This is a genomic window from Brevundimonas sp. Br13, assembly GCF_055391505.1.
This window is the reverse complement of sequence record NZ_AP044008.1, coordinates 3210275-3235823: the sequence shown is the minus strand read 5'-3', so window position 1 is coordinate 3235823 and position 25549 is coordinate 3210275. Positions and strand designations below refer to the sequence as shown.

General features: G+C 67.0%; 26 protein-coding genes and 1 tRNA gene. 20 read left to right on the top strand and 7 right to left on the bottom strand.

Going from position 1 to position 25549, the window contains the following annotated elements:
* Window positions 1-254: 254 nt before the first annotated feature.
* Window positions 255-2897: a TonB-dependent receptor gene (locus ACZ5M6_RS16125; protein WP_464159121.1), complete on the bottom strand. Its 2643-nt coding sequence runs from the start codon at window positions 2895-2897 to the stop codon at window positions 255-257.
* A 283-nt stretch (window positions 2898-3180) separates the two neighbouring features.
* On the opposite strand from ACZ5M6_RS16125, the gene ACZ5M6_RS16120 reads away from it, so the two are divergent.
* The 9 genes from ACZ5M6_RS16120 (at window position 3181) to ACZ5M6_RS16080 (ending at window position 11553) form a co-directional block, all read left to right on the top strand.
* Window positions 3181-4623 carry a protein adenylyltransferase SelO family protein gene (locus ACZ5M6_RS16120; protein ID WP_464159120.1) on the top strand — a complete coding sequence of 481 codons (1443 nt, stop codon included), beginning with the start codon at window positions 3181-3183 and terminating at the stop codon, window positions 4621-4623.
* 122 nt (window positions 4624-4745) lie between these two features.
* Window positions 4746-5273, top strand: a complete 528-nt coding sequence (locus tag ACZ5M6_RS16115; protein WP_183215101.1) for a DUF2975 domain-containing protein — start codon at window positions 4746-4748, stop codon at window positions 5271-5273.
* 8 nt (window positions 5274-5281) lie between these two features.
* Entirely contained in the window at window positions 5282-5503 is a 222-nt protein-coding gene (locus ACZ5M6_RS16110; protein ID WP_152950972.1) for a helix-turn-helix domain-containing protein, read from the top strand.
* Window positions 5504-5684: 181 nt separating this feature from the next.
* A complete protein-coding gene (locus tag ACZ5M6_RS16105; protein ID WP_054766661.1) occupies window positions 5685-6101 on the top strand; it encodes a DoxX family protein in 417 nt (138 codons plus the stop codon).
* Between the two features lie 180 nt (window positions 6102-6281).
* Window positions 6282-6764, top strand: a complete 483-nt coding sequence (locus ACZ5M6_RS16100) for a MerR family transcriptional regulator (protein WP_054766660.1) — start codon at window positions 6282-6284, stop codon at window positions 6762-6764.
* A gap of 3 nt (window positions 6765-6767) precedes the next feature.
* Window positions 6768-8552 carry an acyl-CoA dehydrogenase C-terminal domain-containing protein gene (locus tag ACZ5M6_RS16095; RefSeq protein ID WP_464159119.1) on the top strand — a complete coding sequence of 595 codons (1785 nt, stop codon included), beginning with the start codon at window positions 6768-6770 and terminating at the stop codon, window positions 8550-8552.
* A gap of 98 nt (window positions 8553-8650) precedes the next feature.
* Window positions 8651-9814, top strand: a complete 1164-nt coding sequence (locus ACZ5M6_RS16090) for an acyl-CoA dehydrogenase family protein (RefSeq protein WP_464159118.1) — start codon at window positions 8651-8653, stop codon at window positions 9812-9814.
* Between the two features lie 84 nt (window positions 9815-9898).
* Window positions 9899-11197 carry a homogentisate 1,2-dioxygenase gene (hmgA, locus tag ACZ5M6_RS16085; protein ID WP_197273326.1) on the top strand — a complete coding sequence of 433 codons (1299 nt, stop codon included), beginning with the start codon at window positions 9899-9901 and terminating at the stop codon, window positions 11195-11197.
* On the top strand, window positions 11194-11553 hold the full coding sequence (locus ACZ5M6_RS16080) for a hypothetical protein (RefSeq protein WP_054766657.1): 360 nt from the start codon (window positions 11194-11196) through the stop codon (window positions 11551-11553). The genes hmgA and ACZ5M6_RS16080 overlap by 4 nt, the downstream gene beginning before the upstream one ends.
* 25 nt (window positions 11554-11578) lie before the next feature.
* On the opposite strand, the gene ACZ5M6_RS16075 is transcribed toward ACZ5M6_RS16080, so the two are convergent.
* Entirely contained in the window at window positions 11579-11965 is a 387-nt protein-coding gene (locus ACZ5M6_RS16075; RefSeq protein ID WP_054766656.1) for a DUF983 domain-containing protein, read from the bottom strand.
* 120 nt (window positions 11966-12085) lie between these two features.
* On the opposite strand from ACZ5M6_RS16075, the gene ACZ5M6_RS16070 reads away from it, so the two are divergent.
* Complete coding sequence (locus tag ACZ5M6_RS16070) at window positions 12086-14938, top strand: tetratricopeptide repeat protein (protein ID WP_464159117.1); 2853 nt, start codon at window positions 12086-12088, stop codon at window positions 14936-14938.
* Window positions 14939-14974: 36 nt separating this feature from the next.
* Here ACZ5M6_RS16070 and ACZ5M6_RS16065 read toward each other — a convergent pair whose 3' ends face one another.
* The 3 genes from ACZ5M6_RS16065 to ACZ5M6_RS16055 all read right to left on the bottom strand — a co-directional run bounded on the left by ACZ5M6_RS16065 (window position 14975) and on the right by ACZ5M6_RS16055 (window position 16484).
* Complete coding sequence (locus tag ACZ5M6_RS16065; protein ID WP_054766654.1) at window positions 14975-15253, bottom strand: HU family DNA-binding protein; 279 nt, start codon at window positions 15251-15253, stop codon at window positions 14975-14977.
* 113 nt (window positions 15254-15366) lie between these two features.
* Complete coding sequence (gene fliP, locus ACZ5M6_RS16060) at window positions 15367-16140, bottom strand: flagellar type III secretion system pore protein FliP (protein ID WP_201464001.1); 774 nt, start codon at window positions 16138-16140, stop codon at window positions 15367-15369.
* A gap of 68 nt (window positions 16141-16208) precedes the next feature.
* Window positions 16209-16484 carry a flagellar biosynthetic protein FliO gene (locus ACZ5M6_RS16055; RefSeq protein WP_152950966.1) on the bottom strand — a complete coding sequence of 92 codons (276 nt, stop codon included), beginning with the start codon at window positions 16482-16484 and terminating at the stop codon, window positions 16209-16211.
* 143 nt (window positions 16485-16627) lie between these two features.
* On the opposite strand from ACZ5M6_RS16055, the gene flgB reads away from it, so the two are divergent.
* Genes flgB through ACZ5M6_RS16040 form a run of 3 tightly spaced genes read left to right on the top strand, consistent with a single transcriptional unit; the run spans window position 16628 to window position 17785 of the window.
* The gene (flgB, locus tag ACZ5M6_RS16050) at window positions 16628-17035 is read left to right on the top strand and encodes a flagellar basal body rod protein FlgB (protein ID WP_054766652.1); all 408 of its coding nucleotides are present in this window, start codon (window positions 16628-16630) and stop codon (window positions 17033-17035) included.
* Window positions 17036-17084: 49 nt separating this feature from the next.
* Window positions 17085-17471, top strand: a complete 387-nt coding sequence (gene flgC, locus ACZ5M6_RS16045) for a flagellar basal body rod protein FlgC (protein ID WP_054766651.1) — start codon at window positions 17085-17087, stop codon at window positions 17469-17471.
* A gap of 11 nt (window positions 17472-17482) precedes the next feature.
* The gene (locus tag ACZ5M6_RS16040; RefSeq protein WP_054766650.1) at window positions 17483-17785 is read left to right on the top strand and encodes a flagellar hook-basal body complex protein FliE; all 303 of its coding nucleotides are present in this window, start codon (window positions 17483-17485) and stop codon (window positions 17783-17785) included.
* Here the strand turns inward: ACZ5M6_RS16040 and ACZ5M6_RS16035 are convergent.
* Together ACZ5M6_RS16035 and ACZ5M6_RS16030 are read right to left on the bottom strand one after the other, a co-directional pair.
* On the bottom strand, window positions 17766-19142 hold the full coding sequence (locus ACZ5M6_RS16035) for an FAD/NAD(P)-binding protein (RefSeq protein WP_464159116.1): 1377 nt from the start codon (window positions 19140-19142) through the stop codon (window positions 17766-17768). The genes ACZ5M6_RS16040 and ACZ5M6_RS16035 overlap by 20 nt on opposite strands.
* Window positions 19143-19247: 105 nt before the next feature.
* On the bottom strand, window positions 19248-20108 hold the full coding sequence (locus tag ACZ5M6_RS16030; protein ID WP_464159115.1) for a WecB/TagA/CpsF family glycosyltransferase: 861 nt from the start codon (window positions 20106-20108) through the stop codon (window positions 19248-19250).
* A gap of 192 nt (window positions 20109-20300) precedes the next feature.
* Here ACZ5M6_RS16030 and ACZ5M6_RS16025 point away from each other — a divergent pair.
* The 7 genes from ACZ5M6_RS16025 (at window position 20301) to hpf (ending at window position 25474) form a co-directional block, all read left to right on the top strand.
* Window positions 20301-20387, top strand: a tRNA-Leu gene (locus ACZ5M6_RS16025).
* Between the two features lie 113 nt (window positions 20388-20500).
* Window positions 20501-21115, top strand: coding sequence for a ribonuclease D (locus ACZ5M6_RS16020; protein ID WP_191554498.1), 615 nt, complete (start codon window positions 20501-20503; stop codon window positions 21113-21115).
* Window positions 21116-21122: 7 nt separating this feature from the next.
* Window positions 21123-21782: an LPS export ABC transporter periplasmic protein LptC gene (gene lptC / locus ACZ5M6_RS16015; RefSeq protein ID WP_333897540.1), complete on the top strand. Its 660-nt coding sequence runs from the start codon at window positions 21123-21125 to the stop codon at window positions 21780-21782.
* A 2-nt stretch (window positions 21783-21784) separates the two neighbouring features.
* Complete coding sequence (locus ACZ5M6_RS16010) at window positions 21785-22285, top strand: LptA/OstA family protein (RefSeq protein WP_233455833.1); 501 nt, start codon at window positions 21785-21787, stop codon at window positions 22283-22285.
* A gap of 35 nt (window positions 22286-22320) precedes the next feature.
* Window positions 22321-23115, top strand: a complete 795-nt coding sequence (gene lptB, locus ACZ5M6_RS16005; RefSeq protein ID WP_464159114.1) for an LPS export ABC transporter ATP-binding protein — start codon at window positions 22321-22323, stop codon at window positions 23113-23115.
* Between the two features lie 153 nt (window positions 23116-23268).
* Window positions 23269-24771 (top strand): RNA polymerase factor sigma-54, encoded by a 1503-nt coding sequence (rpoN, locus tag ACZ5M6_RS16000; protein WP_464159113.1) that lies wholly within the window; start codon window positions 23269-23271, stop codon window positions 24769-24771.
* 64 nt (window positions 24772-24835) lie between these two features.
* The gene (gene hpf / locus ACZ5M6_RS15995) at window positions 24836-25474 is read left to right on the top strand and encodes a ribosome hibernation-promoting factor, HPF/YfiA family (RefSeq protein ID WP_054766642.1); all 639 of its coding nucleotides are present in this window, start codon (window positions 24836-24838) and stop codon (window positions 25472-25474) included.
* Window positions 25475-25549: the final 75 nt, after the last annotated feature.

The window sequence follows — 25549 nt, the reverse complement described above, 5'->3', positions numbered from 1 at the left end:
GGATCGGGCCCGGATCGGGCGCTGCGTCGGGGGTCTCGCACAAGCGGCGGCCCCCTCGATCCTCGGGTCAAGCCCGAGGATGATGGGGTCAAGCCGAGGACGACGGAAGGGGAGTAAGCGCCTTCCGGTCGAAGGGCGGCGGCCGCCTCCGCCGCCATCCCGTCCCCCTGCAAAGAAAAAGGGCCGGCCGGTTTCCCGGTCGGCCCTTCGTCGTTCCGCCCTGTCAGCCCTTGGGGCCGCGGCGGTTCAGACGATCAGTATTTGACCTTCAGCGTCACGCCCCAGGTGCGCGGGGCGCCCAGATAGGCGTTGTAGGTCGCGGTGTCGGTGGCGATGTTGTAGTAGGTGCCGTCCGGCTGGGGCGTGGTGGTGTTGGTGAAGGCCGTGCCCTGCAGCGGGGCGGCGAAAGCCACCTGGGTGTATTCTTCCTGCAGCAGGTTCTGACCCCAGACATCCACGGTCCAGCGCTCGTCTTCCGAACCGATCGAGATGCGGCCGTTCACGACGGTGAAGGCCTCCTGGTTCTTGTACGGCAGCAGGTCCGAACCGGTGTTGTACTCGGTCGAGTATTTGGCCGACAGGTTGAAGCCGCCGCGCAGGCCGCCGCCCAGCGAGCGATCGAAGGCCAGGGCGCCGGTCAGCGACCATTCCGGGGCGAAGGAGGCGCGGGCGCCCGGCAGCAGCGAGAGCTGGGCGAAACGCGCCGGGTTCGACAGGTCCGCCGCCGTGAAGTCCCCGTACTTGGCGTCGGTGTAGGTGACGCCGCCCTGGAAGGACAGGCCCTCGATCGGGGTGAACCAGACCATGTCGGCGTCGACGCCGCGCGAGGTCAGTTCAGGGATCGATTCCACCACGAAGGCGGTGCCCAGGAAGGTGTTCAGCTGGAAGTTTTCGAACTTTTGGTCGAAGTAGGTGATGTTCAACAGCATGGTGCGGTTGAACAGGGTCGTCTTCAGACCGGCCTCATAGCTGTCGACCGTTTCGGCGTCGAAGAAGAGCGAGGCGTCCGGCGTCACCCCCGTCTGCACCCGGTCCATATTATAGCCGGCGCCCTTGTAGCCGCGGGCGTAGGAGACATAGCCCATGACCGAGGGATTCAGGCGGTAGGAGGCCTTCAGGGTACCGCTCAGGTCGGTGTCGCTGAACTTCTCCTGGATGCGGCGGTTGTCGTACTGCGGGTTGGACCAGGGCAGGCACAGAAGGCCCAGCGCCGCCGCTGGGGTGGCGACATTGGCCGTGCCGGGGATGGGCGAGACCGCGCGATTGGCCGGGTTCTGGTTCGCCAGGGCGCCGCCGCAGGCCGCGCCGTTGGTCCCCAGATTGTCCTGCAGGCCCAGCAGACGCTTGCTGTCATAGGTGTAGCGCAGACCCAGGTTGATCTCGAACGCCTCCGTCACCCGATAGGTGTTGTTGGTGAATACGGCGACCGATTCGGACTTCTGGGAATAGTGGTCCTCATAGGCCTTGCCCGTGCCGAAGGTCGGGGCGGCGGCGCTGGGTGGCACGGCGCCGATCACGCAGAGCGGCTGTCCGGCGGCCGGACCGGCGGTGCCGACCAGGAAGCCCTGGGGATTGGTGAAACAGCCCAGGCGGCTGGGGCTCGGGCCGCCCACCGTCGCCGGCAGGGAGGCCGTCAGCAGCAGGGAGGCGAAGGCGTTGTAGTCGGCGCCGTAGACATAGCTGTCGTCGCGATAGACCTCTTCCTTGGTGGCGAACAGGCCGACCAGCCAGTCGAACTTGTCCGTCGTCCCGGCCAGGCGCAGTTCCTGGGTCAGGTTGCCGACCCCATAGCCGTTGGAGCCGTCATTGGCGCGGTACAGGATGTCGGCGCCGGTGTAGTCCAGGTCCATGCCCTGCTGGAACGACCAGTCGCGCCACGAGGTCTGGGACGTCAGGGTGGCGTTCAGGCTGGGCAGGTCGATGGTGGCCTCCGCCGACAGACCCATGTCCTCAATCTCTTGCGGGGTCTCGCGGTTCGAATAGGCGGTGCGGCTGAAGGGCACCGTGCCGTAGCCGGCGACCGGCGGACGCTGGCCGGGGCCGTTCGGCGCCGTCAGGGCGGCGATGAAGGCCTGGGTCGGGCCGACGCGGGTCTGAACGGCGGCGCAGCAGTATTCGTCGCGCTTGGTGTAGTCGGCGATCAGGCGGATCGACACCTCGTCGCTGGGCAGGATCAGCAACTGGCCGCGGCCGGTCCAATAATCCTGGGTGTTGTCTTCCGTCAGGGTGCGGGGGCCGTCGCCCAGATTGACGTCATAGAAGCCGTCGCGCTCGCGATGGGCGACGAACAGGCGGCCGGCGATCTGATCGGTCAGGCCGCCGGTCACCGAGACGGAGCCGCCGACGGCGCCGTAGTTGCCGGCGGTCAGTTCGGCCGAGATCGACGGGTCGAACGACGGGCGCTCTGTGATGATGTTGATGACGCCGGCCGAGGTGTTCTTGCCGAACAGGGTGCCTTGCGGCCCCTTCAGAACCTCGATCCGGCTCAGTTCGCCCAGGTCGCCGAAGCCGACCGAGTTGCGCGAACGATAGACGCCGTCGATGACCACGCCGACCGAGCTTTCCAGGCCCGGGTTGTCGCCCACGGTGCCGGCGCCGCGGATACGGACGGTGGTCGAGGCTTCCGACTGGGTCGAGGTGACGGTCATGCCGGGGGTCAGGATCTGCAGATCCTTGATGTCCTGCACGCCCGCGCCGTCCAGCACCTCCTGCGACAGGGTGGTGACCACGATCGGCACGTCCTGCAGGCTCTGTTCGCGCTTCTGGGCGGTGACGATGATGTCATCCACGGTCGCCGGCGCCTCTTGGGCGGCGGCCATGCCGGCGAAGCCGAAGGCGGCGGCGCCGACCACGGCGGCGGACACGGTGGTTCTGAGGTAGCGGTTAGTGTGGCGCAACGAAGCGTCCTCCCGGCTCTGAAGCTCGGTCGCGGGGCGACCGAAGCGTTTCCTATTTCCCAATCGACGCGCCTCTGCGTGGAGGCGCGTTCAGTAAGGTGAGGCTAAGCCTGCTTCCCGCCGAACGACAAGCGAGCGCTGATACCCGCGACCATTTTTCGCCCTAGTTCGGCCCTTCTGTGACACGGAAGAGACAGAAAATTTTGACGCTAGGTCAGTCTTCAGCCGATCAGCGACGAGTCCGCGCCTTGCGAAAGCGTCCAGGCGGGCGCAACTGACCGCCATGCCCGTCCACGCCGACTACCGCCCCGCTCCCGTCTTCTTCGATCTGGGGCCGGACTTCGCCGACGCTGTGGAGGCCGCGCGCTTTCCCAAGGCCGATTTGCGTTTCCGCAATCAGCGCGCCGCCGCCGAGGTGGGGCTGGACGGGCTGAGCGAGGCCGAATGGATCGCCGCCTTCGGCCGGTTCGAACCCCTGCCGGGCCAGCCGGGGCCGTTGGCGATGCGCTATCACGGCCATCAGTTCCGTCACTACAACCCCGACCTGGGCGACGGGCGCGGCTTTCTGGCGGCCCAGATGTGGGAGACGCCGCAGGCGACGGCCGCGCGGCGCGGCGCGCGGCCTCGGCTGCTGGATCTGGGGACCAAGGGATCGGGCCAGACGCCCTGGTCGCGCGGCGGCGACGGTCGGTTGACCTTGAAAGGCGGGGTGCGCGAAGTTCTGGCGGCCGCGATGCTGGAGGCCCTGGGGGTTCCGACCAGCCGCGCCTTCTCCTTGATCGAGACCGGCGAGGCGCTGGAGCGGGGCGACGAGCCGTCGCCGACCCGTTCGGCCGTCCTGGCGCGCCTGTCCCATTCCCATATCCGGTTCGGCACCTTCCAGCGGGCGGCCTATCTGGGGCGGGTCGATCAGATCGAAGCGCTGATCGAGCACGTCCGCAGCCTGTATCACCCACAGGTCGCGGCGGGGGACGCGCCCGGCCTGCTGCGCGCCGTCGTCGAGGCCTCGGCCAGACTGACCGCGCGCTGGATCGCGGCGGGTTTCGTCCACGGGGTGCTCAACACCGACAATCTGAACGTCACGGGCGAGAGTTTCGACTATGGCCCCTGGCGCTTCCTGCCGTCCTATCAGCCGGGCTTCACCGCCGCCTATTTCGACCAGACCGGCCTTTACGCCTTCGCCCGCCAGCCGGAGGCGGTGTTCTGGAACCTGACCCAGTTGGCCGGATGCCTGAAGCTGGTCGCCGAGGTCGAGCCCCTGACCGACGCCTTGAACGGCTTCGGCCCAGCCTATATCCGCGAATTGCGTGCGGCCTTTCTCATGCGGTTCGGCGTGCTGAGCCTGGGGGAGGCGGCGGACCAACGGCTGGTCGACACGGCCCTGGCCCTGCTGCGCGAAGGCGGGGAGGGGCTTCGCTGGGAGCCGCTGTTCTTCGACTGGTTCGGCGGCTTCGCCTCGGCCGGGCGCGCCTTGTCGGGACCGCGCGCGAAACTCTATCAGGGCGAGGCCTTCGACGCCTTCCGCTTCGCCCTGATGGAGCACGAGCCCGACCGGATCGAACGGCTGGAGCATCCGATGTTCGCCGCGCGCGAGCCCGAAGAAATGCTGATCGACGAGGTCGAGGCGATCTGGGCCGCCATCGACGCCGCCGACGACTGGGCGCCCTTCCGGGCCAAGCTGGCCCGGCTGGAGGCGGCGCGCCTCGCCTGGGCCTTCACCGCTTGATGCAGAACCTTACAAAATCGTCATCTCGTTTATCGATAATTTTCTTGCCTGTTTATCGATGAAACCATATCGATAGTCACTAAGGCGCTGCGGAGGGCGCGCCGAAGGAAGGGCTGTTCGACATGAGACTGATCGGAAAATACTCTATCTCAAGCGCCCTGCGCTGGTGCCTGGGGTTCGCCAACGTCTTCGTCATGCTGGCCACCGGGATCATGGCGATCTGCTTGGCCGCCAGCATCATATCGCCCGATTTTGCTGCGGGGTTCGTCGACGGAATGAGGGACCTCGACAGCAGCGACGCGCGCGACCTGCACTGGCCGGAGCGGTTGACCCTGCTCGGCGCCTTCCTGGCCTGCGGCTTCACTTGGTGGATCATCAACCGACTGCGCCGCATCCTGCTTTCGGTCAATCAGGGCGACGCCTTCGAGTTCGCCAACGTCAAGCGGCTGCAGGGCGTGGGGCTGGGCCTGATGGGTATCCAGCTCACCGCCTTGATGCTGGCTCTTGTGGCGCCGCACGTCATGGGGGAGTCGGTTTCCGACTATGACTTCAGCCTAGGATCGTGGCTGGGCATTCTGGTCGTCTTCATCCTGGCCGAGGTGTTTCGCCAGGGCTCGGCCATGCGCGACGAACAGCTGGCGACGGTCTGAGGCGCGCCATGATCATGATCCAACTGGACCGGCTGCTGCTGGAGCGCCGCATGTCCTTGACCGAACTGTCCGACCGCGTCGGGGTGACGATGGCCAATCTGTCGATCCTGAAGACCGGCAAGGCCCGCGCCGTGCGCTTCTCCACCCTGGACGCCCTTTGTAGAGAGCTGGACTGCCAGCCGGGCGATCTGATCGTCCAGACGCCGGGACCTCAGTCGGAAGAGGGGTGATCCTCAGGGAAGGGCGACGGGTCGCCTGTAGCGTGGATGTCACAGAAACAATAAGTCATCAGCCGATGTCATCAACTGATGTCATCCGGCGATGACAAAATGCATCGGCTGCGCTACATACCCCTTGCGAACGGAGTTGCTCGATCCGATCTCGCAACTGTTACCAATCAGGCGCTCCCCGATGACCTCCACCACTCTGCCCGTCGCCCAGTCGCGCACCCGCTCCGTCTACAAGAACGTAACACTGTGGACCTTCCAGGGCTGGATCGCGATGTTCTTCATCGCCGCCGGTTACGCCAAGCTGACCGAGCCGATGACCAATCTGATCGCCCTGATGGGCTGGCCTGCGGTCGCGCCGGAAAACATGGTGCGTGGACTGGGCTTGGTGGAGATGGCGCTGGGCCTGAGCGTTCTGGCGCCGCTGATCTCCTGGCGCGTGGGTCGCCCTCTGTTGCTGAGCGCCTCGGCCGGACTGATCGTGATGGAGGCGACCATGCTGATGGTCCACGCCCTGAGCCGCGACATCGGCCTGGCGGTGGTGAACCTCATTCTCCTGGCGCTCACCGTTCCCGTCCTCTTGGGACGGCGGCGCGCCTGAAACAGGATCGATCGCCGGGGCCTCTCCCCCTCCGCCCCGGTGTGTCGCGCCCGGAGCCTTCCCCAGGCTCCGGGCTTTTCTTTGCCTGGCGCGCCGCGAGGGAGGGGTGGCGACGAAAAGCTTACCCTTACGCGCACGTAAACTCTTTCCTTTACGCGCACGTCAAGTTATGGTGCCTTCATGGCCACCGCCGACGACCATCGCACCTATTCCATTCGCCAGCTGTGCCGCGAGTTCGACGCCACGGCGCGGGCGCTGCGTTTCTATGAGGACAAGGGTCTGCTGACCCCTGCGCGCAAGGGTCAGACCCGCGTTTATGACGCCCGCGACCGCGCACGTCTGAAGCTGATCCTGCGGGGACGCCGCATCGGCTTCACCCTGCAGGAGATCCAGGAGATGCTGGATCTGTACGACCGCAAGGATCACAACGTCCACCAGATGGCCGTGGCCCTGCGGCGTCACCGCGCCCAGATCGCGGCCTTGAAACAGCAGTTGGAAGACATCGAAGGCGCCATTCAGACGGCGGAGGACGCCTGCGCCTGGATGGAGTCCAAGCTGAGCGAGCACCGTCCCGACCTGCTGCCCGGCGCCGAAGATTACGAGAAGCTGCTGCGCGCGCGTCTCAACCAAGACCACCACCACCCCTTCAAAGCGAGAGCCTGATCCATGGCCTACAAGTCGCCCGTCCGCGATTTCACCTTCATCCTCAACGAGGTGCTGGAGATCGACCGGTACACGAACCAACCTGGCTTCCAGGACGTCTCGTCGGACCTGGTCAACCAGATCCTGGAGGAAGGCGCCAAATTCGCCGACGAGGTCATCGCCCCGATCAACAACCCCGGCGACAAGGAAGGCTGCCACTGGTCCGAGGGCGGCGTCGTGACCGGTCCCAAGGGCTGGAAGGAAGCCTATAAGGCCATGTCGGAAGCCGGCTGGATGGCGTTGGCCGCCGATCCGGCCTACGGCGGCCAAGGCATGCCCTCGATCGTCGCCTCGGCCTTCGGTCAGATGACCGCCGGCGCCTCGGCGGCCTTCTCCATGTATCCGGGCCTGACCGCCTCGGCCTATGCCGGCATCCACGCCAGCGCCTCGGACGAGATCAAGGCCAAATACCTGCCCAAGATGGTGTCCGGCGAATGGTCCGGCACGATGAACCTGACCGAGCCCCAGTGCGGCACCGACCTGGGCATGGTCCGCACCAAGGCCGTGCGTAACGACGACGGCAGCTTCTCCATCACCGGCCAGAAAATCTGGATCTCGGCGGGCGAGCACGACTTCTCCGACAACATCATCCACACCGTCCTGGCGCGGATCGAAGGCGCCCAGCCCGGCATCAAGGGTCTGTCGCTGTTCGTCGTGCCCAAATATCTGGTCAATGAGGACGGTTCGCTGGGCGAGCGCAACAAGCTCGAATGCGCCGGTCTGGAACACAAGATGGGCATCCACGGCAACGCCACCTGCGTCATGCAGTACGACGGCGCCAAGGGCTGGCTGATCGGCGAGGAAGGCCGGGGCATGAACAATATGTTCGTGGTCATGAACGAGGCTCGCCTGGGTACGGGTCTGCAGGGCCTGGCCATCGGTACCGCCGCCTATCAGGCCGCCGTCGAGTTCGCCAAGGACCGCCTGCAGGGCCGCAGCCTGACCGGACCGAAGAACCCGGAAGGCCCCGCCGACCCGATCATCGTCCATCCCGACGTGCGCCGCATGCTGCTGGAGGCCCGCGCCTTCGTCGAAGGCGGCCAGGCCTTCATCCTGTGGACCGCGCTTCACGCCGATCTGGAGAAGTCGGAAGACGAGGCCGTGGCGACCAAGGCCAAGGACTATATGGGCCTGCTGACGCCCGTGCTTAAAGCCTATCTGACCGACAAGGGCTTCCACGTGGCGTCCCTGGCGATGCAGGTGCACGGCGGTTCGGGCTACACCGAACACTTCCCGGCCTCGCAGTACCTGCGGGATGCGCGGATCACCATGATCTATGAGGGCGCCAACGGCATCCAGGCGCTGGACCTGGTCGGCCGCAAGCTACCGGCCAACGGCGGCCGCGCGATCATGACCTGGTTCGGCGAGATCGACGCCTTCGTGGCCGAGAACAGCGGCAATGAGGCGATCAAGCCCTTCGTCGACGGTCTGGCCGACGCCAAGGCCAAGCTGCAGGAAGGCACCATGTGGTTGATGCAGAACGGCATGGCCAATCCGGACAACGCCGGCGCCGCCTCGACCGACTATCTGAACGTCTTTGGCCTGACGGCGCTCGCCTATATGTGGGCGCAGATGGCCAAGGTCGCCCAGGCCCAGATCGAGGCCGGCTCGACCGACCCCTATTACGCCGCCAAGCTGCAGACCGGCCGCTACTTCGTCGAGCGCATCCTGCCCGACGCCGAAGCCCATCTGAAGAAGATGAAGACCGGCGCGGACGTGCTGATGGCCATGCCGGTCGAGGCGTTCTGACACTAGACTGACGATGGAACGGGCCGGCTGACTTCGCCGGCCCGTCTTTCTTTCCAACCAGAAGGGCGCGAAGCCCTCGCACCACAGGGACAAAACCGATGAACGTGCTGGGCAGCCCAGACCCTGATTTCATGCGTGAAGAAGAGATCACCCTCTTCTCCGACAGCGTCGGCAAATGGATCGACGAGCACGCGCCGCCGGAGAAGGTGCAGCAGTGGATCGCCGACTCCAGCGTGCCGCGCGCCCTGTGGAGCCAGGCCGGCGCCGACGGCCTTCTGGGCCTGTCCATGCCGGAAGAAGACGGCGGCATGGGCGGCGACTATCGGCATGAGGTGGTGCTGATGCGTCAGCTGGGCTGGAAGGGCGCGGACCATTTCGGCATCAGCCTGCACAACGCCATCGTCGCCCCCTACATCTGGCACTACGGCACCGAGGAGCAGAAGAAGCGCTGGCTGCCGCGTCTGGCCTCCGGCGAACTGGTCGGCGCCATCGCCATGACCGAACCGGGCGCGGGCTCGGACCTGCAAGGGGTCAAGACCACGGCGATCAAGAGCGGCAACGGCTATGTCGTCAACGGCTCCAAGACCTTCATCACCAACGGCCAGCTGGCCAACTTCATCATCGTGGTGGCCAAGACCGACCCGGCCGAGGGCGCCAAGGGCACGTCCCTGATCGTGGTCGAGACCGACGGGGCGGAAGGCTTCGAACGCGGCCGGAACCTGCACAAGATCGGCATGGAGGGGAACGACACCTCCGAACTGTTCTTCAACGACGTGAAGGTCCCCAGCGACAACATCATAGGCGGTGTCGAGGGTCAGGGCTTCGTCCAGCTGATGCAGCAGCTGCCGCAGGAGCGTCTGAACATCGCCGTCCAGGGCGTCGCCGCCGCCGAGCGCGGGCTCGAAGCGACCCTAGCCTACGTCAAGGAGCGCAAGGCGTTTGGAAAGCGCGTCATCGACTTCCAGAACACCCAGTTCAAACTGGCCGAGGTCAAGACCAAGCTGACCGTCGCCAAGGTCTTCGTCGACCACTGCATCGGCCTGCACCTGAAGGGCCAGCTGGATGCCGCCACGGCCTCCATGGCCAAATACTGGGTCACCGACATCCAGGGCGAGACCATCGACGAGATGCTGCAGCTGCACGGCGGCTACGGCTATATGAACGAATATCCGATCGCCCAGCTGTACAAGGACGCCCGGGTCCAGCGGATCTACGGTGGCACCAATGAGATCATGAAGCTCTTGATCGCGCGGACGCTCTGATCCGGCCGGTGCGGTCCCGGCGCAGACGAGTGGATGACGGCCGCCGTTGAACCTTCTAAACCTCCCGCCAAGGGAGACATGCACATGACGACGCGATCCAACGCGCCCGCCTATCTGACCGGCTTCGGCAATCATTTCGCGACCGAGGCCGCGCCCGGCGCCCTGCCGCAGGGCCAGAATTCGCCGCAGAAGACGCCGATGGGCCTGTACGCTGAACAGCTGTCCGGCACGGCCTTCACCGCCCCGCGCGCCGAGAACCGGCGCAGCTGGCTGTACCGTCTGCGCCCCTCGGCCCAGCACGGCCCCTATGTGGCCTTCGATCAGGGGCGCGTCCGCTCCGGCCCGTTCGACGAGACCCCGCCCAATCCCAACCGCATGCGCTGGGACCCGCTGCCCATCCCCGAGACCGCGACCGACTGGGTCGAGGGTCTGGTCACCTACGGCGGCGCGGGCGATCCCGACGCCGGAGCCGGGGCGGGCGTTCACCTCTATGTCGCCAACCGGTCGATGACCGACCGCGTCTTCTACGACGCCGACGGCGAACTGCTGATCGTGCCCCAGCAGGGCTCGCACCGGTTCGTCACCGAGATGGGTGTGATCGAGGCCCAACCCGGCCACGTGGTCCTGATCCCACGCGGCGTCCGCTTCCGTGTCGAGATCGACGGGCCCGTTCGGGGCTATGTCTGCGAAAACTACGGCAGTCCCTTCCGTCTGCCGGACCTGGGGCCGATCGGCGCAAACGGCCTGGCCAATCCGCGCGACTTCGAAACCCCGGTCGCGGCCTATGAGGACGTGGATCGCCCGACCCAGTGCGTCCAGAAATACGGCGGCCGCCTGTGGGCCACGACCTTCGACCACAGCCCGCTGGACGTCGCAGCCTGGCACGGCAATCTGGCGCCCTGCCGCTATGACACGGCGCGGTTCAACACCATCAACACGGTCAGCTACGACCACCCCGATCCGTCGATCTTCACCGTCCTGACCAGTCCGTCCGAGACGCCGGGCACGGCCAATATCGACTTCGTCATCTTCCCGCCGCGCTGGATGGTCGCCGAGCACACCTTCCGCCCGCCCTGGTTCCACCGCAACGTCATGAGCGAGTTCATGGGCCTGGTGACCGGCGCCTATGACGCCAAGGCGGGCGGATTTGCGCCGGGCGGCGCCAGCCTGCACAACCGGATGAGCGGCCACGGCCCGGATCAGGCCAGCTACGAAGGCGCGATCAATGCGGACCTTCAGCCGCACAAGATCACTGACACCCTGGCCTTCATGTTCGAGACCCGGGCGCCGATCCGGGTCACGAAATGGGCGTCGGAATCGCCGCAGATGCAGCTCGACTACGACGACGTCTGGTCGGGCTTCGCCAAAGGACAGGTCGAATGATCCGTATCCCTCTTCTCGCCGCCGCCGCCCTTCTGGCGGCCGCCTGCACCCCGCAGACCACGGCGGGCTCGGACGCCCCGATGCAGAGCGCCGACGCCTCGGCCTGCGCCGCGCGCGGCGGGACGATGAAACAGGTCGGCCGGCTGCAATCCTGGCAGTGCGTGATCAACTACGCCGACGCCGGCAAGCGTTGCACCGACGGCGACCAGTGCCAGGGCGACTGCCGGATCGAGGGCAACAGCGGGATCGCGCCCGGAACCGCCGCAACCGGCGTCTGTCAGGCGACAAGCGACCGCTTCGGCTGCAACACGCCGGTCCAGGACGGCAAGGCGGGCGCGACCCTCTGCATCGACTGAGGGGCAGGGGGCGAGCACCCCGCCCCTAATCCCCGTGCTTGCCGTTGCTGGAGAATTCCGGCGGGGCGGCCTTGTGCACATACTGCTCCGCCACCAGCCAGGCTTTGAACGGCCTCAGACAGCCCAGGCAAAGCGCGATCAGGATCGGCAGGGTGACGACTGCGTGGACCCAGATGGGCGGCTTCATCGTGAAGTCGATGACCATCAACAGGATCATGCCGACCAGGCCGACCGCCGACATGACGAAGAAGGCCGGGCCGTCCGCAGGGTCCGCAAAGCCGTAGCTGAGCCCACAGTTCGGACAGGCTTCGCGCAGGGTCAGATACCCTTTGAACAGGGGACCCTGGCCGCAGCGCGGGCATTTGCAGCCCAGGCCGGTCTTCAGGGTGCTGAGGCGGGGATAATCGGTCATGGCCCCATGATGCGCCAGATCGCCCGGCCTGTCGCGTGGGCGAACCGTCCCATTCGTGGAATCGCGGGTGAACGTCGGTTAACCGCGATTAAAGAGCTTTTGCGGCATGGCTGGGCCGATATGTCCGGGACCCCGCACAGCAAGCGCCTGCTGAAGACGACCGTGGCCGCCGCCGCGGCCGGGGCGGTCGCCTTTGCGCCGCTTGCGCCCCTGGCCCAGGAGGCCGGCCGCTCCAGCGATCCCCTGTCGATCAGCATCGGCCAATCCAGCGAGTTCACCCGCGTCGAATTCGCCGGCGTCATCGGCGTGCGCAGCCAGGTGCGGCGTGAGGCCGACAAGGTCATCGTCCGCCTGGGCGTCTCGGCCGCCCCTGACATTTCGCGTTTGCGCGTCGATCCGCCGCAGGGGGTCAAGGCGGTCGAGACCCGAATGGCGCGCGGCGGGGCGACCGACCTGGTCATCACCCTGGCCGAGGGCGCCGACGCCCGGTCCGGCGTGGCCGACGGCGCCGTCTGGCTGAACCTCTATGCGCCGGGCAAGGCGCCGGAGACGCCGGCGCAAGAGACCGGGGCCAAGATCAACGCCGTCGTGCCGGTTCGCGCCGTCTCCAGCGACGAGAAGACGGTTCTGACCTTCCAGTGGGGCGCGCCGGTCGGCGCCGCCGTCTTCCGCCGGGGCGAGGCGGTCTGGATCGTCTTCGACGCCGCCGCCAAGATGGATATGGCCGGCGCCAAGGCGTTGGGGCCCGCCAAGGACGCGCGCTGGGCCGCCGGCGGCGACTACACCGCCGTCCGCATCGCGGCGCCGGAGGGGCTGGCGGTCGCAGCCGACGGGCAGGGCGGGACCTGGACCGTGACCATCGGCGGGCCGCCGACCGGCGCCTCGGGCGTGGAGGTGGACCGCGCGGACGACGGTTCCGACGCCCTGGTGGCCCGGATGGCAGGAGCCACCAAGACGGTCTGGCTGACCGACCCCCTGGTCGGCGACCGGTTCGCCGCCGTCACCGCCCTTGCGCCCGGCAAGGGATTTTCGGGCTCGCGCAGCACGATCGACCTCAGCCTGATCCCCACGGCTCAAGGCCTGGCGGTGGAGACGCCGACCGACGATCTGAAGATCGAGGCTGCTGGCGATCTGGTCACCCTTAGCCGCCCGAACGGCCTGACCCTTTCGCCGCCGTCGGCGACCCTGGAGGCGGACGAGCGTGAGGCCGACGCGCCGAAACGGGCGCCCCATCCCAGCCTGATCCTTGAGGAATGGGCGGCGACCGAGGGCTTTTCCGAACGCTATCGCCGACTTCAGGACGCCGCGGCCCAGGAGAGTCTGGCCGCGACGGACAATCCCCGCGCCCCGATCGGCGCTCGCCTGGCCCTGTCGCGGTTTCTGGTCGGTTCGGGCCTGAACTATGAGGCGATCGGCGTGCTGAACGCCCTGATCGCCCAGGCCCCCAATATGCAGGGCGAGCCGGAGGTGCGGGGCCTGCGCGGCGCGGCCCGCGTCGGCGTCGGCCGGTTGGAGGAGGCCCAGGTCGACTTCGCCGGCGCCGCCCTGTCCAACGACCCGTCCGCCAAGGTGTGGCAGGGCTATATCGCCGCCGAACAGGGCGACTGGGAGGGGGCGCGCCGCGCCTTCGCCGCCGGGGCCTCGGTCATCGACGACTTCCCCAAGGAATGGCGCGCCCGCTTCGGCGCCGCCCACGCGCTGGCGGCGATCGAAACGGGCGATCTGCCCGCCGCGCGCCAGCTGCTGGACTATGTGTTCAGCCAGAACGCCTCGGCGGCCGACCAGCTGGCGGCGCGGGTCGTTCAAGCGCGTCTGTTTGATCTGACGGGCGACAAGGCGCGGGCGCTGGCGGTCTACAAGGCGGTGGCGCGCGCCCCGCTGGACGGCATCGCCACCCCCGCCAAACTGGGCGCCATCAGCCTGGAGCTGGACAAGGGCGCCCTGACGCCCGACCAGGCGGCCCAGCAGCTGGAGCTGCTGAAGTGGCGCTGGCGCGGCGATGCGACCGAACTGGCGGTGATCCGCAAACTGGCGGACCTCTATCTGCAGCAGGGCCGCTATCGTGAGGCGCTGGACGCCCTGCGCAGCGCCGGCAAGCGGATGGCGAACGTGCCGGGCGCCGCCGAGATTCAGGCGGACCAGTCCAAGGCTTTCCGCGCCCTGTTCCTGGAGGGCGCCGCCGACGGCCTGCAACCCGTTCAGGCCCTGGCCCTATTTTATGACTTCCGCGAACTGACGCCGATCGGAGCAGACGGCGATGAAATGGTGCGCCGCCTGTCGCGCCGCCTGATCGACGTCGATCTGCTGGACCAGGCGGCCGAACTGCTGAAACACCAGGTGGACGAGCGGCTGGAAGGCGTGGCCAAGGCGCAGGTCGCCACCGATCTGGCCACCGTCTATCTGATGGACCGTCAGCCGGAGAAGGCGCTTCAGGCGATCTGGGGGTCGCGCACCACCCTCTTGCCGACCGCCGTCAACAGCGAACGCCGCGCCCTGGAAGCGCGGGCCCTGATGGACCTGGGGCGTTACGATCACGCGCTTGAGGTTCTGGATCGGGATCAGTCGGCGCCCGCGCGCGAAGTGCGCGGCGACGTCTTCTGGAAACAGCAGAAGTGGGCGGACGCCGCCCCCCTGTATGAGGCGCGTCTGGGCGATCGCCACAAACAGACGGACGCACCTTTGACGCCCGCCGAGGAGAGCTGGCTGATCCGGGCCGGGGTCGGCTATTCGCTGAGTGGAAACCGCGCGGCCCTGGATCGACTTCGGGGTCACTATTCGCCCTTCATCGCCCGGGCGCGTTCGGCCAATGCGATTCGCGTGGCCTTGGACGACGACCTGTCGGGGGTGGCGGGCGCGGCCGATTTCGCCGGCCTGTCGGCCAATGCCGACACCTTCGTCGGCTGGGTCAACGCCGCAAAACAGGACTTCAGAAAAGAAGCGGGCGGGGGACGCCCAGCGCCCCCCGCCCGTTGATCCGCAGATCAGATCCGCAGTCTGGACCCGAAGGTCTTAGCCGTTGACGGCGTCCTTCAGCGGCTTGGAGACGCGGAAGCGCACGGCCTTGGAGGCGGCGATCTTGATGGTCGCGCCCGTGGCCGGGTTGCGGCCTTCACGCTCGGCGCGGTCGGCGGTGTCGAAGACGCCCAGGTTCGAGATGCGCACGTCGCCGCCGGCCTTCAGGCTGGCGTGGATGTTTTCGACGATGGCGGTCAGCACCTTGCCGGCGTCGGCCTGCGAGACACCGGCGTCCTTGGCGACGGCGGCGATCAGTTCGGCTTGAGTGGTCATAAGAGACATTTCCAGTGTTAGTCGCCCGATTCAGGGCGAGGACCGGGGGATCAACACGGATTTCGCTTGGCTTTGCAAGCGGGGAAACGGCGCAAAGCCTTATAGGGCGGGGATTATCCGGTTCCGGACGCCCGCTGGAAGCTCTCCACCAGGCTCCCCGCGACCAGTCTCCAGCCGTCCACCAGGACGAAGAAGATCAGTTTGAAGGGTAAGGAAACCACCACTGGCGGAAGCATCATCATACCCATGGACATCAGCACGCTGGCCACCACCAGGTCGATGACAAGGAACGGAACGAAAAGAAGAAATCCGATTTCGAAAGCCTTCTTCAGCTCACTGATCATGAAGGCCGGGGTGACGACCCGAAGGGGCAGTTCCTGGAGGTTGGTCGGGGGCTCGACGCGGCTCAGTCGGGTGAAGAGCGCCAGGTCCGAACGGTCCACCTGGGCCAGCATGAAAGTTTTCACAGGTTCGGACGCCGCGTCGAAGGCCTGGGGCAGTTCCATCTGCTGATCCAGCAGCGGGCGGATGCCCGAATCATAGGCGTCCTGCCAGGTCGGGGCCATGACGATGGCGCTCAGGAACAGGGCCAGGGACACCAGGACGGCGTTCGGCGGCGACTGCTGCATGCCGAGGGCGGTGCGCAGCAGGGACAGGACCACGACGATCCGCACGAAGCTGGTGGTCATGATGACGATGGAAGGCGCCAGGGACAGCACGGTCATCAGTCCGACCAGTTGGACCACCCGCTGGGTCAGGCCTGCCCCGGTGCCCAGGTCGATGTTGATGGCCGAGCCGGACTGAGCGGCTTCCTGGGCCAGGGCCGCGATCGGCCAGGCCAGGCAGACCAGGGTGGTGATCAGCGACAAGAGGGCCGCGCGCTTCAGTTCGGAGGCGGCGGGAACCGTGAAGACCTTCTCCCCGCTCCGGCGGGGGGAAAACGGTTTTGCGTCCTTCACTTGAAAATCCCCGGCTGGCGCGGCTCGATCAGTTCGCGGCCTTCGCCCAGCAGGATCAGCCGTTCCTCGTCGTCGATCCGAACCAGGACCAGACGGCGGGCGGGGTCCAGCACCAGGGTCTCGACCACCTGCATCCGCCGTTCGCCGCGTTCGGCGTTCAGCCGGGCCAGCAGCTGGGGGGCGTAGCGGCGCGCGGCGTAGGCCGCCAGGCCGATCAGGCCCAGGGTGAAGGCCAGGCCGAAGACGGCGCGGGCGAGATCGAGGAAGTTCATACGCTTTGGGCCCCGGCGCAGTCGGCGCTGTGACCCCAAGTCTTAATCAGCCTGGTTAACGAGCCGTTGAGATAACGCCCTATTAACCATGCAGGCGGCATTTTCTGCCCATCGCGCATTTTTGCGCCGTACGGGAGACCGCCATGGGCGTCGCCGACATTCCGCTGCTGGGACAGATCAAGGGCCGGCTGGGCTGGCTGGACGCCCGCCAGAAGGTCATCGCCGAAAACGTGGCCAACGCCGACACCCCCGGCTTCGTCGGCCGCGACCTGAAACAGCCCAGCGACTTCGCCGCGGCCCTGCGCTCGGGCGGGGGACTGCCGATGGTGCGGACCAACCGGGCCCATATGGCGCCCGCCGTGGCGCCGCCCCGTTTCGATTCGTCAAAGTCCCCGGATTCTGAGACGACCCTGGACGGCAACTCGGTGGTGGTCGAAGAGCAGATGCTGAAGATGGCCGAGAGCCGCATGGCCTATGACGCCGCCATCGGCTTTTACCAGAAATCCATGTCGATGATCCGCATGGCCGCGCGCAAGCCCGGCGCGGCCTGAACCGGAGGCCTGACCCATGCCTGATCCCGTCCCACCCTCGAACAGCGCCATGGCCGTGGCGGCCTCGGCCCTGAAGGCCCAGCAGTCGCGCATGCGCGTGATCGCCGAGAACATCGCCAACGCCCAGTCCACGGCCCGCACGCCGGGCGGCGAGCCCTATCGTCGGCAGATCCCCGTCTTTCAGGCGCGAGAGGTGGACGGCGCGACCGGCGTCGCCTTGGCCGAGGTCCGGCCCGACGACAGCGATTTCAAGATGGACTACGACCCCTCCCACCCGGCGGCCAACGCCCAGGGCTATGTGATGCGGCCCAATGTCGACACCCTGGTCGAGGCCATGGACATGCGCGAGGCCCAGCGCGCCTATGAGGCCAATCTGAACGTCATCGAGACGGCGCGGTCGATGGACAGCCGCACCCTCGACATCATCAAACGCTGAGGGACTAGGCCATGAACCCGATGATGGCCGCCAAGGCCTATGCCGCCGTCCAGGGCGGGGCCATGCCCGTCGCCGCCCAGCCGCCCGCCGCCGGCGACAACGGCTTCGCCGACCTGGTCAAGACCGCCATGACCGGCCTGGCCGACCAGACGCGGGCGGCCGAGACCCAGATGACCAAGTCGATCCAGGGCCAGGGCAATCTGATCGACGTGGTCACGGCGCTGAGTTCGGCCGAGGCGTCGCTGGAGACGGTGATGTCCGTCCGGGATCAAGTCATCTCGGCCTATAAGGAAATCATGGCCATGCCGATCTGACCGAGCCGCTGCGGTTCGTCAGTCGGTCGGCCACCACCGCCGCCAAGTCCCGCGCCTGCCCTCGCAGATCGGGCACGGCCGTCATTTCCCAAAAGGCGCCGCGGGTCAAAGGGCCGATGGCGTAAAGGTCAGGGGTTGGGGCGCCCTCGCCCCCGATCAGCTGCCCGCCCTGATCGACCTCCAGCCCCAGGCCGATCGGATCGGGCCGACCGTAGCCCTGGGCCAGCAGATTGCGGATCACCGGCTCGGCGCTGTGCTGAATGACGCCCAGCGGGCCGGTGCAGTTGATCACCAGGTCAAACCTGTCCCGGATCGGCCGGCGACGGTGGCGCGGCCGCCAGGCGGCCTCGACCGAACCGTCGTCCAGCACCACTCCGGTCAGCTTGCCCGCCAGCACCGTCAGATCCCCCGCAGCCAGCATGGCGGCGATTTCTCGCGTCACGCCCGGCGCCGTCCGGTGGCGGTGAACATCCCACAAGGGGCGAAGATGACGCAGGAAGCGGCGCTTCTGCTGCGGCGTCCAGGCGCGCCACAGGTCGCGGGCGCCGTGCCTTAGGCGATCGAACACAGCCCGCCAATCGTGGGTCAGGACGGCGCGCCGCACTTGGGACAGGACTTCGGACGGACCGCCCGAAAAGGCGCCGTCGAAGGGCGCCGGTGGAACCGTGGCGTGGCCGCGGGGCAGGAGGCCGTGCCTGGACAGGGCGGTGAAGCGCCGTCCCGGTCGCCGAAGCGTCAGGACCGCATCCACCATGGTCAGGCCGGAGCCGATCAGAAGGATGTTGCGCGCAGTTCCGACCGCAGCCGTGTCGATACGCCACGGGTTTTCGACATAGACGGCCGAGGCGCGGACCGTCGCATCGACGCCGGGCGGGGAGGCGGGCTCCAGATTGCCCAGGGCCAGGATCACCGCATCGGCCGCGATGACTTCCGCACCAACCATGATCCGCCAACCGCCGTCGCGGCGGTCGATCGCCTGGGCCTCGCCGTGGACGAGGGTCATTCGCCCCGCCTCGTCCGCATTGCCTTCGAGCGTTTCCGCCAGCAGATGCCGCAGATAGTCGCCGTACACGCCGCGTGTGATGAAGCCGTCCTGGGCGCGCCAGGACGGCTGTTCCGCCAGCCAGTTCGCCAGATGGTCGGGTCGGTCGGGAAAGGCGCTCATATTGTCCAGGCGGACGTTCAGCAGATGGCCGGGATTGCCGGTGTCATAGGCGACGCCGGGACCGAAGGCGTCGCGCCGCTCGATCAGCGTCACCCGCACGATGGGCGACCGCCTCAAAAGCTGTATCGCGGTCAGCAGGCCGCTGAAGCCGGCGCCGATGATCGCCACCCTGGGTCCATGGTCTTGCGACATCGATGCTCCCGTAATGCCCGTGGGGCGACCCTTCACCCTGACACGACGGGCGGAGGCGGAAGTCGATCATGCCGATAAATATCTATCTGCCAAGTAGGATTTAGATCAATCCGCTTGGCGTCGTCGCCTTAGGGCGAAGGCGGCGCCAAGTTCACGCAAGGCCAGAGGCGCCAGGCTCCACGGTTCGACGCAATAGCGGTGAAACAGGCGCCGGGGATCGTGCAGCAGGCGATAGACCCATTCCAGCCCGACCCGGCCCATCCAGCGCGGCGCCGACTTCTGAACCCCGGCCTCATAGTCGAAGGCCGCCCCGACCGAAAAGACGACGCAGGCGGGCAGATCGTCGAACACGGTCGCGATCCACGACTCCTGACGAGGCATGCCCATGCCGACGAACAGGATGTGGGGCGAGAAGGCGCGGATGTCCGCCAGGAGGTCGGCGTTGTCCGCAGATCCGGGGCGGGCGTCGAAGAAGCCGTGGCGGGTGCGAATCTCTGCGCCGGGGTAGCGTTCGGCCAGGCGCCGGGCCGCCTCCGGGCCGACGGCGGGCGCCCCGCCGATCGACATGACGCGCCAGCCCCGGCGGTCGGCGACGCTCCAGAAATGGTCCCGCCAGTCCAGATAGGTGGATCGGTGAAAGCCGCGACCGGGCAGGCCGAGGGCGCGCAGGAACCAGATCAGAGGCGTCGAATCGACCTGGATCAGGTCGGCGCGGTCATAGAAGGCCCGCATCTCCGCCTGGGTCTGGATCAGATGCAGGCTGTGCAGATTGTGGTTGGCGATCAGGGTCTTGCGGCCCTCTGCCACCGCCGCCTGAACATGGTGCAGCACCTCTTCGGGCCGGACCAGATCGACCGCCTCGCCCAAGAGGCGCACCCGCTCCTCCGGCCGTCGCTGACGGCGGTAGGGACGCCGCACGGCCGCGCGCCGATCGGGCGTCGTCTGGGTCAGGGTCGGCTGGGCCATGGGCGGATGCTAGGCCGGCTCGCCTCAAGGCGGGGTAAGCGAACAGGCTTAACGCAGGCTGGACGCCGCCCTGCGGCGACGCTTGGAAAATAAAACCGCCCGCCGATGAAAAATCCCTGTTGACCCCGCCCGGACCCTCCCTTAGAGGTCCGCGCCTTCCCGATGGAAACGCCGCAAGGCGCTGCCGACGGGGCCCAGATGGCGGAATTGGTAGACGCGCTGGCTTCAGGTGCCAGTGGCTTAACGGCCGTGGAGGTTCGAGTCCTCTTCTGGGCACCATCTTTCAGACGGCGCCGTGTTTTCGGACACGGCGCCGTCGTCGTTTCCGGCCCCTCATCATGCCTGTCGCGAGGCCGTTTCGCCGCGCGCCTTCGCCGTGTAAGAACCTGCCCATGACTGTTTTTCTGCACGAGGGCGACCTGCCCGACGACCTGGACCTGGGGACGGAAGTCGCCATCGATTCCGAGACCATGGGCCTGCGTTTCCGTCGCGACCCCCTGTGCGTCGTCCAGCTGTCGTCCGGCGACGGAAACGCCCATGTGGTGCGGCTGAACCGTCCCGCCTACGACTGTCCGAACCTGAAGCGGCTGCTGACCGACCCGGCCGTGACCAAGATCTTCCACTTCGGTCGCTTCGATATCGGCATGTTCCAGCTGCATCTGGGGGTGGAGACCCGGCCGGTCTATTGCACCAAGATCGCCTCCAAACTGGCCCGGACCTATACGGACCGCCACGGTCTGAAGGACGTTGTGCGCGAACTGGTCGGAGTGGACCTGTCCAAGGCGCAGCAGTCGTCCGACTGGGGCGCGGCCGAGCTGAGCCCGGCCCAGCTGGACTACGCCGCCTCCGACGTTCTTTATCTGCATGCGGCCAAGGCGCGCCTGGATCAGATGCTGGCGCGCGAGGGGCGGGCCGAACTGGCCGCCCGCTGCTTCGACTTCCTGCCGAGCCGTTCGGCGCTCGATCTCGCCGGATGGGACGAGGTCGACATCTTCGCCCACAGCTGAGGCCGTCTTGACCGAACCCGGCGAACAGACCCGCATCGAGGCGGACGAACAGCGGGTCGCCCTCGCCGGGGCGCGTTGGCGCGCCCATTCCCGCCGGGTCAAACTGTATCGCCGCGTCCTGCCGATCATCATCCTGGTGCTGGCGGGGGGCGTCCTGACCTGGACGGTCTTCCGCACCGTCATGTCGGGGGTGGAGCGCAAGGCCAATCAGGGCCAGGAGATCCGTCTGGACAAGCCGCTGTTCCACGGCCAGGACGCCCAGGGTCGGGCCTTCACCGTCGGCGCCCAGGGCGCCGTGCGCGATGCGGCGACCGGCCGTTTCCGCCTGATCGGCCCGGCGCTGAAGCTGAACCTGGGCGGACGCAAGGTCACGGAGATGACCGCCGACGGCGGGACCTATGACGAACAGGCCAAGACCGTGACCATCGGCCCCAATGTGCGGATTTCGGACGGGGGCACGGGCTTTGTGCTGACCACGCCCGAGGCGGTGGTCGACACCTCGACCGGAATCATCACCGGTTCAAAAGGCGTTCAGGGCGCGGGCCCTATTGGAACCATCAACGCTTCGTCCTATGCGATCTATGATCAGGGCGAGCGCGTGGTGTTCAAAGGCTCCGGCGACAACAAGGTGCGAGGGGTTCTGACCCCCTCGGGTTCAGGCGAATGACCATGATGAAGATCTTTGGAACACGGGCCGCGGTCGCGGCGGCGGGGGCGATGGCCCTCCTGGCCCTGCCTGCCGTGGGCGACGCCCAGACGCGGGGCTCGAACCAGCCGGTCGCCTATGGGGCGGACGGGGTCGAATATGCGCCGAACCGGGTCATTCTGCGGGGGCGGGCTGAGGCCGTGCAGGGCGCCAATCGGTTTCGCGCCGACCAACTGACCCTGGTCTCTGGATCGGGCGGCGATCTGGAGCGGGCCGAGGCGGCCGGATCGGTCTATTTCGTCACGCCGGACCAGACCATGCGCGGCGATCGGGCGGTCTATAATCTGAGCTCCGGCGAGATTGTGGTGACGGGAAATGTCATCCTGACCCAGGGACAGAACGTGCTGACCGGATCGCGTCTGGTCTATAACGTCAATACGCAGACCGCTCGAATGGAAGGCGCGCCGCGCGGCGCCGCCGGCAATCGGGTCCAGGGCGTCTTCTATCCCAACGGAACCAACTAGGCGCCCGTCCGGGAAGGCCGCACGGATCTCGACCATTGGCGCGTAAAGAACTCTCTGCCCTGAATCGGGATGATCGGCCGGCGCCCGAGCGGGCGCCTGAGGCCGCGCGCGCGGAAAAGGGCCTGCGGGTGCGCAACATCGCCCGCGCCTTCGGCGCCCGGCAGGTGGTGCGCGACGTTTCCCTGACCGTCCAGCGCGGCGAGGTCGCGGGCCTGCTCGGCCCCAACGGCGCCGGCAAGACCACCTGTTTCTACATGATCACCGGCCTGATCCCGCCCGATTCCGGCTCGATCTGGCTGGACGGCGAGGACATCACCGGCCAGCCCATGTATCAGCGCAGCCGCATGGGCCTGGGCTATCTGGCCCAGGAAGCCTCCATCTTCCGCGGCATGACGGTGGAGCAGAACATCAAGGCCGTGGCCGAATTGAACTATCCGCGCGACCGGGTCGAGGCGGAGACGGAGCGGCTGCTGGCGGAACTGCACATCGACCATCTGCGTCACGCCCCGGCCACCGCCCTGTCGGGCGGCGAGCGGCGTCGGGTCGAGATCGCCCGGGCGCTTGCGGGACGCCCCTCCTTCATCCTGCTGGACGAGCCCTTCGCCGGCATCGACCCCCTGGCCATCGCCGACATCCGTTCGGTGATCCGCTATCTGGCGGGGCAGGGGATCGGCGTCCTGATCACCGACCACAATGTGCGCGAGACCCTGGACATCACTGATCGGGTTTCGATCATCTCGGGCGGCGCGGTCCTGTTCGAAGGCACGGCGGACGAGGCGGTCAACGACCCCGAGGTGCGGCGGGTCTATCTGGGCGAAAACTACATCTGATCGAAGGGCGGCGGCGCTCTGCCCGCCGGTCGCCAAGGCTCAGACTTGCAAGTCAGGACGCGCCCGCATCCCCCGTTTGTCGGGCGTTAACCAATGGGCGGCACTCTCGACAGCAAGTTCCGGGCCAGTTTCGCGCCCGCAGGAAAACCGCACGTGATCGGGCAGCGTCTAGAGATCAGACAGGGGCAGGGGCTCGTCATCACGCCCCAGCTGCAGCAGGCGATCAAGCTGCTGCAACTGTCCAATCTCGAGCTGGAGGAGTTCGTCGAGGCCGAGCTGGAGCGCAATCCGCTGCTGCAACGCGACGAGCCCGAGGGCGCAGAGGCCGACGCGCCCGAAAAGGCGGCCGATCCCGTCGCCGATCAGGAAATGTCTTTCGGCGAAGGGGTGGGCCAGGATTCGGTCGCCGCGATGGACGCCGGTTCCGACGACGTCTATGGCGACGCGGCGCCTGGGGAACGCACCAGCGACCGACTGGTCGACGAGGCTCAGCCCGGCCTGTCGGACTGGTCCAGCGCCGGCAAGGGCGGCGTCGTGTTCGAAGGCGACGGCGAGCGCCCCGACGCCCATGAACCCACCCTGTGGGAGCATCTCCAGGCCCAGGCCTCTTCGGCGGGCCTGTCGCCGGCCGACCACGGCATCGCCCTGACCCTGATCGATGCGACGGACGAAGGGGGCTATCTGCGCGGCGAACTGGCGGAGTTCGCCGATCGGTTGGGGGTGGATCTGGCGCGGATCGAGGCGGTCCTGGCCGTCTGCCACGGGTTCGAACCGACCGGCGTCATGGCCCGTTCCGTGCCCGAATGCCTGAAGCTGCAGCTGATCGAGCGCAATCGCTTCGATCCGGCCATGGCGGCCCTGCTGGACAATCTGGACCTTTTGGCGCGTCGGGATATGGCGGGGCTGAAGAAGGTCTGCGGCGTCGATGCCGAGGATCTGAACGAGATGATCGCCGAGCTGAAGGGGCTGACCCCGCGGCCCGGCGCCGGCTTCGGCGGCGAACCCGCCCAGACGGTGGTTCCTGACGTCCATGTGCGGCCTGATCCCGCCGGCGGCTGGCGGGTCGAACTGAACGCCGACACCCTGCCGCGCCTGCTGATCGACAAACGCTACCATGGACTGGTCCAGGCCGGCGCGCGGTCGGAAACGGAAAAGACCTTCGTCGCCGAATGCGCGGCCCAGGCCAGCTGGCTGGTCAAGTCGCTGGACCAGAGGGCCAAGACCATCCTGAAGGTGGCCTCTGAAATCGTGCGTCAGCAGGACGCCTTCCTGGCCTTCGGGGTCGAGTTCCTGCGTCCGTTGAATCTGAAGACGGTGGCCGACGCCATCGGCATGCATGAATCGACGGTCAGCCGCGTCACCTCGAACAAATATGTCTCGACCCCGCGCGGGGTGTTCGAACTGAAATTCTTCTTCACCGCCGCCATCCAATCGACCGACGGCGCCGCCAGCCATTCGGCCGAAGCCGTCCGTCATAAGATAAAAACCATGATCGACGGCGAGAGCCTGGGGGGGGACATTTTGTCCGACGACAGAATCGTCGAAATCCTTAAGGAAACCGGCATCGACATCGCCCGCCGAACAGTCGCCAAGTATCGGGAAGCCTTGAGAATTCCGTCGTCCGTCGAACGTCGCAGAATGGTTAGGGGCGCCTGACAAGCGTGACCACAAATCGGTGATCCCGATTGACACCAAAAGCGAGCGGGAGCGTTCTATCCGCATGCAAGTCCAAGTCAGCGGCAAGCAAGTGGATGTCGGCGAAGCGTTAGGCTCGCGCATCTCCCAGGAACTCGAAGAAGGGGTCGGAAAATACTTCGCCCGCGGCGGTGACGACGCCGAGGTCGTGGTGTCCAAGGACGGCCACGGCTTCAAGGTGGACTGTTGGGTCCGCCTCGCGTCGGGCCAGACTCTGGTGACGACGGGTATGGGCGGCGACGCCCACTCCGCCTTCACCGAGGCGCTGGACCGTCTCGAAAAGCGCGTCCGCCGCTATAAGCGCCGGCTCAAGGACCACCATATCGGACCCAAGGGTCTGTCGCCTGAAAAGACCGAAGACGCCGCGCGCGAAGTCGCCCGTAGCATCGTGCTGCGGGATCCCGACAGCGTGGAGGACGACGTCTTCGGCGACGCCGGCGACAGCGACGGTCCGCCCCCGGTCGGCATGGTCATCGCCGAAACCGAGCATGAGATCCGCACCATCACCGTGGGGCGGGCCGTGCTCGAGCTGGACATGACGGGCTATCCGGTCGTCCTGTTCCGCAACGCCGCCCACGGCGGTCTGTCGGTCGTCTATCGCCGTCCTGACGGCAATGTCGGCTGGATCGACCCCGAACGTACCGGCAAGACCAACGGCCACTAGGTGAACAGCCGCGTTTGACTTTGTCGCGGGAGCCTCTAAAGGGGCGCCCGCGACAGCCATTCGCCTGTCTGGAGT